Genomic DNA, 7,458 nt, shown 5'->3' on the forward strand with positions numbered 1-7,458 from the left:
CGGTGAGCCCGCCCCCTTGCGGATACCTCATGTGACCGGCCTACCGCGACAACCACCACTTGTCAGCCACGACATCACGCCAACAAGGTCAGTAGCGCTCTTACCTTCGTGGGTTCATCGATCACCACGCGTGGTGGGGATGCCAAGGTCCACGGCAGAAGGCTGCTCCTGGCTCCGATCGAGCTGGCGGAGCTTCTCCTCGGCACCAGCCAGGCTGACCTGAAGACCTTCGATCTCGCCGAGCCAGCCTTCCTTTTCCGCTTCGGTGATGCGGTCAACGAGGTTGTCTCGAATCTCCATCAGCCGCTCGCGTTGGGCGGGATCGGGGCGGAGGAGTGAGCAGCGTACGCCCCGTTGACTGAACGAACAGTGGGAATTGGGCAGTTCAGGGAGCCAATGCTGCCTGCGGTCGTTACGGTCACCGGTCGTGATGGACGATGCGCTCGGGCGGGACCTGAGGACGTCGGTGGTTCCTCGGTGGGGACGGCTGGTGGAGACCGGTGATCGGTACGAGCCTTATCGACGCCTCGATCGCGATGGTGTGACAGTGGAAGCGGTCGTCGTCTACTTCCAGGAGTTACTGGCGGCTGGGAAAGCCACGTCGACGGTCCGCTCCTACGGAATGGATGTGCTCAGGTGGTGGCGGTTTCTGCAGGTGGTGGGCATTCCCTGGGACCGAGCGACCCGAGTGGAGGCCAGGGACTTTAGCCGCTGGATCCAGCTGACGGTCAAACCGAGCCCAGGCAAGGCTTCCGGCCGACGATCGGTGCAGGCCACCGGTGGCCCGAACCCCGTGACGGGGAAGCCGCCGACCGGGCCCGGTTACGCTGCGACCACCGTGGCGCACAGCGAGACGGTTCTGCGGCGCTTCTACGACATCCACCGCGACGTGGGAGCCGACCCGCTGATCAATCCGTTCCCGCTGGACCTGTCGCGTCGTTCCGGCCGTGCGCACGCGCACCACAACCCGATGGACGGCTGGAAACCCGAGCGAGTGGGCCGCTACCGGCCCAGCCTTCCGGAGCGGATCCCGCGGCGGATCCCGCGCTCGATTCCCGACAAGTGGTTCAACGAGCTGTTCGCCGCTCTGCGCTCCCACCGTGACCGGGCTTTGGTCGCATTCTGGATATCCACCGGAGTACGCGCTTCGGAGCTGATCGGTATCCGGCAGCGCGACGTCGACCCCGGCCAGCAGTTGATCAGCGTGGTTCGAAAGGGCTCGCGGGCGGTGCAGCAGGTGCCGGCGTCGGCGGACGCGTTCGTGTGGCTGCGCCTCTATCAACAGGAAGTGCACGGCCAGGTGCCCCGCGGTCGCACCCAGCCGGTGTGGTGGACACGGCGGCGCCCGTTTCGGCCGCTGACCTATCACGGTGCACACCGGATGTTCGAGCGGGTCAATGCTTCGCTCGGCGCCGACTGGACCCTTCACGATCTGCGGCACAGCGCGGCTGTCCGAATGGTGCGAGACCCGAAGTTGTCGTTGGCCGACGTCCAATGGGTCCTCGGGCATACGCATTTATCCGCCACGGAGGTGTATCTGACCCCGCGCAAGGACGAGGTTGTGGCCGGGGTGCTGGCCCATCACGAGCGGCAGGCCCGCAAGTCCAGTCAGCCTGCTCCTTCTCCGGCACCGGGTTACAACCCGGCATCGCTGGACGTCTTGTTCGGGCTTGTCGTGACTGCTGTCGTCAAGCACGTGACGCGCAGGCCGTTGGAGGTCTCATACGTGACGGCGGAGCAGGCTCAGGCGAGGAACAGCCACCTGCGGGCGCGTTTCCCGGCTCGGGCGGCCGAGCTGTGGTGGCCCCACGGTGCACAGCCATTGGAGGAGACGCTGCGGCGGCTGACTTCGCCGCCGTTCGACTCGGCGGTCAACGGCACCCGAGCCGGCCGTCGACGAGGGGTGACCAAGCTGCTGCGCTGGCTGTCGAGCTTGCCGGGGAACACCTGGCAACAACGGTGGATGGCCAGCGGCGCGGAGGATCTCCCCGGTGCCGCCTGGGTGGACCTTCCGCTGCGGTGGCTGCGCAAGCGCGGGCACTCGCCCTCGTCTGACCGTGATGACCTGTCTTCAGGGCTGCTCATGCTGATCTGCGCAGACGTCATCCGCCCTGGTCTGCCGTGGATGCTCACCCGCACGCACCGGTATCTCGCCTCTGCCATGGCTCAGCTCCACGATCCCGACGGGTTCGCACGCCTGCACCAGCTGGCCGAGTCCGGGCTGGCGAACTCGCGCAAGGACGCCCAGATCGCCGCGACACGCATCGCGACCCTCCTGGCCTGCAAGGGCGGACTCATCCGCGACATCACGGTCGGCGACTGCGTGGAGCTCGTCGACGCCCAGCGCCGGGTGCATGCCCGCGGCGGGCAGAGGAAGGACGACTTCTATCTGCGGCTGCGCGCCCTGGGCATCTTCCCTGAGGACGCCCCGGCAACGATCCGGGCATTCGGCCTTGCCCTTGGCCAGTTGAGCATCGAGGAGCTGGTGGACCGCTACCGCATCCAGTGCCGGCCGGTCCGCGATCTGATCGTGGACTACCTGAGGGAGCGGCAGCCTTCGCTGGACTTCGGCAGCCTGGACGCGATCTCGCGCACGCTCGCGGGCCTGTTCTGGGCCCGAATCGAAGCCCTCACGCCGGGAACCGACTCGCTGCGGCTGCCACCGGCAGTGACTCGCGCCTGGAAGGAGGACTTGAAGGTCAAGAAACGCACCATCACTGGCCCCGACGGCAACAACATCGAGGTCTCCAGTCCGCGGCTCAATGCCAAGGACAAACTCATGCGAGTACGGGCCTTCTACCTCGACATCGCACAGTGGGCAGCCGAAGAACCAGCCCGCTGGGGGCCATGGGCCGTGCCCTGCCCCATCGGCGAGGACGAGATCCACAAGGCGAAGGAACGCAAGCGACGCAAGGCCCGGATGGACCAGCGCACCCGCGAGCGACTGTCCGTCCTGCCCATTCTGACCAGCACCGCCGACCGTCGGCGACGGGAGAGCTGTACTTCCCGCCGGAAGCGAGCACGGAACTCATCATCTGCAGTCTGCGCTGGATGGATGACCTTGACGGCCATCCGCTCTCCTGCCGCGCCGAGCGCGGCATACACAGTGCCCATGCCGCCAGCTCCAAGTCGTCCCACGACGCGGTAAGGACCTACACGGCGCGGGTCGCCCTGCTGCACCGGTTGAACACGGCTGGACACGACATCTCCCCCTGGTGATCAACGGCGCACGTCTGGCCGAAGCAGCAGCGATCGATCGTATCGTCTGCCACACTCGGAGCGCGGTTCGACCGCTGCAGAACTTGTGCTGGAGACGCTGCTTCGAAGGCATGGAGCAGGCACGGGTCTGGTAAGCCGATGTTGATCCCGAGATCGATGTCGGGGCGGCAGTGGGTACAGGCACTGGTGCCATCGGCGAGCAGGTGCCGGGCTTCGTCCCGACCGACGGGACGGCGCCGCTTACCCGCCATGTAGCAGGTACCCCGGTGGACCTGCGTGGGTGGCCGGCCGACACCGATGCCGAGTTCGACGATCCACTCTGGCGGCCGCGGCTTCGCGCGGCGACCGTGCTCCTGCTCGGCTTGCTGCTGCAGGAGCTGCTCGATCTTGTCGTCGATGCGCGCCAGCAGGTCCGCATCCCCACCGGCGTCAAGGATGGACAGAAGATCCGGATCCGCGAAGTGGGCGGCCCCGGCAAACACGGCGGTGCCCCCGGCGACCTGTACGTCACCGTGCACGTCCACGACTGATCCACCGCGCGGTATTCGGCCAGGTCCGATGGCTTTGTGCCATTCGTCGGCAACCCGTCTCCAACATTACTGGAGCGCCGCTACACAAGAAGACTGGGGCGGCGTTCTGCCGTTCCGGCGTAGTGGTGACCGGTCGGTGGGGGAGGTCTGGACGGTTGCTGACCATCAACGTGGCGGTGTTGCTCGCAGTCATCGTCGTCTGGCGGTTGCGGCGGCGTACGGAGGCCCGCAGCCGCTTCGACGAGAAGCTGACCGTCGTCATCGTCCTAGCGCTGGGTGTCCTGATCGCGCCCACCCCGGCGGGCCAGGGAATCTTGAACATCGTGGGACAGCTTGCGAGCGGAGTCACCCACGCCGGCCGATGAGCTCCGGCACGCGCACGGGCCGGACGGCGCCCGTCAGCGCCATGCGAATCGCGGGTTGGGGAGTAGGGGAGTGATGGCAGCACGGCGACGCCGCTGGCGCTTGAAGAAACGGACACGCAGGCAGTTGCAGGGCTGGGCTGCGTTGGCGGCGGCGGCCGCCGCGGTGTGGGTGGCCGGGCACTGGTCGGAGGTGTGGCCCGTCCTGGTGGCCGTGCTCGCCGCGGCCACGATGGGCGGCGCCGGATGGGCGCTGCTGCGGGCACACCGGCGTGCGGTCGGCCAGGACCGCGCGTGGCGGGCGCAGGAAGAGGCCAGGGCACGGGAGTTGTCGATGGCCGAGGTCGACGCGTTGTCGTGGCAGGAATTCGAGACGTACGTCGCCGACCTGTGCCGACGGGACGGCTGCACGAAGGTCGTCGTCAGCGGCAAGAGCGGTGACCTGGGCGCGGACGTCGTCGGCTACTTGGCCGACGGCCGCAAAGTGGTCGTCCAGTGCAAGAAGTACGCGCCGCACCGGAGTGTGTCCTCCCAGGACATGCAGAAGTTCGTCGGCACCGCCCGTCTCGAACACGGCGCCGACGTCGCCTTATTCGTCACCACCTGCCGCACCTTCACGAAGGCCGCGTTAGGCCTGGCGCTGCGCCAGGACATCGTGGCCATGCACCGCGACCTGCTGGGCTCCTGGGTCAAAGGCGCTCACCTGGAGACCTTGATCCCGCTGAACGGAAGCGGCGGCGGCACAGGCAACGCCCCTTCGCCTGACCGAGACAGCTGATATGCGCCACGATGACTGGCATACTGCACTCCTCACCCCTTTTCGGCATGGAGATGGCATTGGTCGCGTTGGAGCCGCCGAAGAGCAGGACCGCGAGCACTACCTCCGGCAGGTCATGCGGGGCCCCGCGGCGCAGCGAACCGGAGGCGGAGCAGTACCTCGCGCAGCTGCGCCACGGGCCGAACTCGGCGTCCGCGTACCGGCTGGTGTACGCGTTTACCGACCACAACGTCACGCGGGTCTGGGGTACCCCGGCTCTGCGTCAGCAGGACCTCCTGTGATCTCCCGGGGAGCAGCCGGCGGCGGGCGGGTGGATCTGGCCCGGGTGATGCTCTGGCGGGCGAAAGAAGACGCCTGTCGGCACAGCTTTGCGCGGTCGGCCGCCGAGCGATACCGGCGCGCCAGGGGGCTGACTCCACCGGTCGCCGTTGGGCAGCTCCTGCTGGACACGTTCGCTTGGACTTGGACCAATGCCTCGCCCCTGCCGGAATGGGCGTCGGTGGCCGGTGATGACATGGCCCGGCACGTTTACCCGACCGCGTTTGATCGGGAGAGCGGAACCCTGACACTGACCAGTTCCTCCAGAGCGTGGCTCACCCAGGCCAGGATCCTCGCGCCCCATCTCATCCCGAGGCTCAACGCCGCTCTCGGACCGGACACCGTGCGGTTGATCCGCGTGGTGAACAAGGACATCCCGGCGCCCTCGCTGCCAGCCTCCGTCGAGGCAGGCGACACGCTCTTTCGGCAGCCGGCGCCGTCGGCACCCGCTCCCAGCGTTCAAGCTGCTTTCGCTCGACAGACCAAGCTGCTGCCGAGAGAGCCTTCCCGCCCGCTGTAACGGGCGCCGGGCCAACGGTGCGTCTCGAGGCGTGCGTCGAAACCACTCGCGGGACCGACCTGGCCGTTGGGCGCATCCCTCTCCGAAGCCGTCGCTACCCTGATCTTGTGCCGACCGAGGCACCCAGGGGGCGGGACGAGCAAGGGGGATCCGGTTGTCTCTCGAGGAGATCGGCGATGCGCTGCACCATCCGCACGATCTGAGTGCAGAGAAGGCGGTTCTGAGAGCGATGTTGCGGTCGAAAGATGCGATCGCTGACATCGTCGACGCTCTCGGCAGCCACGACTTCTACCGACCGGCCCACGATCTTCTCTACACCACGATCCTCGACCTGTACGGGCGCGGCCAGGCCACGGACCCGGCCGCCGTGATCACCCATCTTCGCGAGCAGGAGCGCCTGGAAGAGGCAGGAGGCGCGGCCTACATCACCGCACTCATGAACGGCCCGTCACCGTCCCGGAGCTGGTCGACCGAGGCTGAACGCGTGCAGAACGCGGCCATGCTGCGCCGCACGAAGATCGCGGCGGTCCATATCGAGAACCTGGTCTCCGAGGCAGCACCGGACGCCGCCGAGCGCATCGCCGATGCCGCACAGGCCGAGATCTTCGCCGCAACAACTCGACGTCCCCTGCTGCCTCCCGCTGCTCCCCTCGGCGACGTCATGGAGGGCACCCTCGACTGGATTGAGGCGGTCGGCGGCCGCGAAGCCACACTGCCCGGTGTGCCCACCGGCTTCACCGACCTGGACTCGCTGACTGGGGGACTCCACCCCGGTCAGCTGATCGTTGTGGCCGCCCGCCCGGCGATGGGCAAAACTACGCTGGGCCTCGACTTTCTTCGATCGGCGAGCATCAAGCACGGCCTGCCCGCCGCTCTGTTCACCCTCGAAGCCACCGGCCACGAAATCGGCACGAGGCTGCTGTCGGCCGAAGCCCGCGTCGCACTGCACCACCTGCGGTCCGGGACGATGACGGACGAAGACTGGACCAGGCTCGCTCGCCGCATGCCGGACGTCAGCGCTGCCCCGCTCTACATCCAGGACGGTGCCTACTCCAACGTGCACGACCTGCGGGCCCATTGCCGTTACCTGCACAGCCGCGTGGGCGTCCAGCTCATCGTGATCGACGCCGTCCATCTGCTCACCTTCGGCACCCGGCCCCTGAACTCGCGCTACGAGGAAATCTCCGAGATCGCGCGCTGTCTGAAACTGCTGGCCAAGGAACTTCAGCTGCCCATCGTCGCCATCTCCACCCTTAACCGAGGACCAGAGCAGCGCACCGACAAGAGACCCATGATCAGCGATCTGCGTGACTCCGGAGCACTCGAGGACAACGCCGACGTCGTCATCCTCATCCACCGCGAAGACGCCTACGAGAAGGAGTCTCCCCGCGCCGGCGAGGCCGATCTGGTCGTCGCCAAGCACCGGCACGGTCCTACCGCCACCATCGTGGTCGCCTTTCAGGGCCACTACTCACGTTTCGTCGACATGGCCCAGACCTAGACCGATCGTGCGATCACGCGAGAAGGCCCGTTTGCATTGCGCAGTAGGCTCTCGGAGCGGTGGGGCTACGCAGGGGGAGGGGCTGCGTGACTAACCAACGAGACCGGGACGACTACGGACCACACAGCCCGGATTATGGGCTCTCCGTAAGTTGATTGGCGGCCCGGGAGGGCCGGGTGTGGCTTATGGGCTCTTGCCTTCAGTGGCTTCGTAGGAGTGGCCGCCCGGTT

The 7,458-nt window shown here is 67.2% G+C and carries 9 protein-coding genes; 8 read left to right on the forward strand and 1 reads right to left on the reverse strand.

The features are described 5' to 3' along the window. The first annotated feature begins 108 nt into the window (after positions 1 to 108). Together ACWC0C_RS47745 and ACWC0C_RS47750 are read left to right on the forward strand one after the other, a co-directional pair. Positions 109 to 339: a hypothetical protein gene (locus ACWC0C_RS47745; RefSeq protein WP_450871444.1), complete on the forward strand. Its 231-nt coding sequence runs from the start codon at positions 109 to 111 to the stop codon at positions 337 to 339. 91 nt (positions 340 to 430) lie between these two features. After that, on the forward strand, positions 431 to 3,148 hold the full coding sequence (locus tag ACWC0C_RS47750) for a tyrosine-type recombinase/integrase (RefSeq protein WP_450871456.1): 2,718 nt from the start codon (positions 431 to 433) through the stop codon (positions 3,146 to 3,148). 4 nt (positions 3,149 to 3,152) lie between these two features. Here the strand turns inward: ACWC0C_RS47750 and ACWC0C_RS47755 are convergent, their stop codons facing one another. Continuing rightward, positions 3,153 to 3,605, reverse strand: coding sequence for a DUF6233 domain-containing protein (locus ACWC0C_RS47755; protein ID WP_450871458.1), 453 nt, complete (start codon positions 3,603 to 3,605; stop codon positions 3,153 to 3,155). Here ACWC0C_RS47755 and ACWC0C_RS47760 point away from each other — a divergent pair. The 6 genes from ACWC0C_RS47760 (at position 3,486) to dnaB (ending at position 7,228) form a co-directional block, all read left to right on the forward strand. Next, on the forward strand, positions 3,486 to 3,749 hold the full coding sequence (locus ACWC0C_RS47760) for a DnaJ C-terminal domain-containing protein (RefSeq protein ID WP_450871446.1): 264 nt from the start codon (positions 3,486 to 3,488) through the stop codon (positions 3,747 to 3,749). The two genes, ACWC0C_RS47755 and ACWC0C_RS47760, sit on opposite strands and share 120 nt — an antisense overlap. A gap of 155 nt (positions 3,750 to 3,904) precedes the next feature. Beyond that, positions 3,905 to 4,114, forward strand: coding sequence for a hypothetical protein (locus tag ACWC0C_RS47765; RefSeq protein WP_450871448.1), 210 nt, complete (start codon positions 3,905 to 3,907; stop codon positions 4,112 to 4,114). Positions 4,115 to 4,187: 73 nt separating this feature from the next. Further along, entirely contained in the window at positions 4,188 to 4,889 is a 702-nt protein-coding gene (locus ACWC0C_RS47770; RefSeq protein ID WP_450871449.1) for a restriction endonuclease, read from the forward strand. A gap of 47 nt (positions 4,890 to 4,936) precedes the next feature. Next, the gene (locus ACWC0C_RS47775; RefSeq protein ID WP_450871451.1) at positions 4,937 to 5,170 is read left to right on the forward strand and encodes a hypothetical protein; all 234 of its coding nucleotides are present in this window, start codon (positions 4,937 to 4,939) and stop codon (positions 5,168 to 5,170) included. Then, positions 5,167 to 5,727 carry a DciA family protein gene (locus tag ACWC0C_RS47780; protein ID WP_450871453.1) on the forward strand — a complete coding sequence of 187 codons (561 nt, stop codon included), beginning with the start codon at positions 5,167 to 5,169 and terminating at the stop codon, positions 5,725 to 5,727. The genes ACWC0C_RS47775 and ACWC0C_RS47780 overlap by 4 nt, the downstream gene beginning before the upstream one ends. A 154-nt stretch (positions 5,728 to 5,881) precedes the next feature. Next, on the forward strand, positions 5,882 to 7,228 hold the full coding sequence (gene dnaB, locus ACWC0C_RS47785; protein ID WP_450871454.1) for a replicative DNA helicase: 1,347 nt from the start codon (positions 5,882 to 5,884) through the stop codon (positions 7,226 to 7,228). Positions 7,229 to 7,458 lie beyond the last annotated feature (230 nt).

The organism is Streptomyces sp. NPDC001709 (assembly GCF_053596375.1).

Excerpts from the sequence above, each read along its gene's own strand:
- ACWC0C_RS47750 (WP_450871456.1), top strand. The coding sequence starts at position 431 with ATGGACGATGCGCTCGGGCGGGACCTGAGGACGTCGGTGGTTCCTCGG.
- ACWC0C_RS47770 (WP_450871449.1), top strand. The coding sequence starts at position 4,188 with ATGGCAGCACGGCGACGCCGCTGGCGCTTGAAGAAACGGACACGCAGG.
- ACWC0C_RS47775 (WP_450871451.1), top strand. The coding sequence starts at position 4,937 with ATGGAGATGGCATTGGTCGCGTTGGAGCCGCCGAAGAGCAGGACCGCG.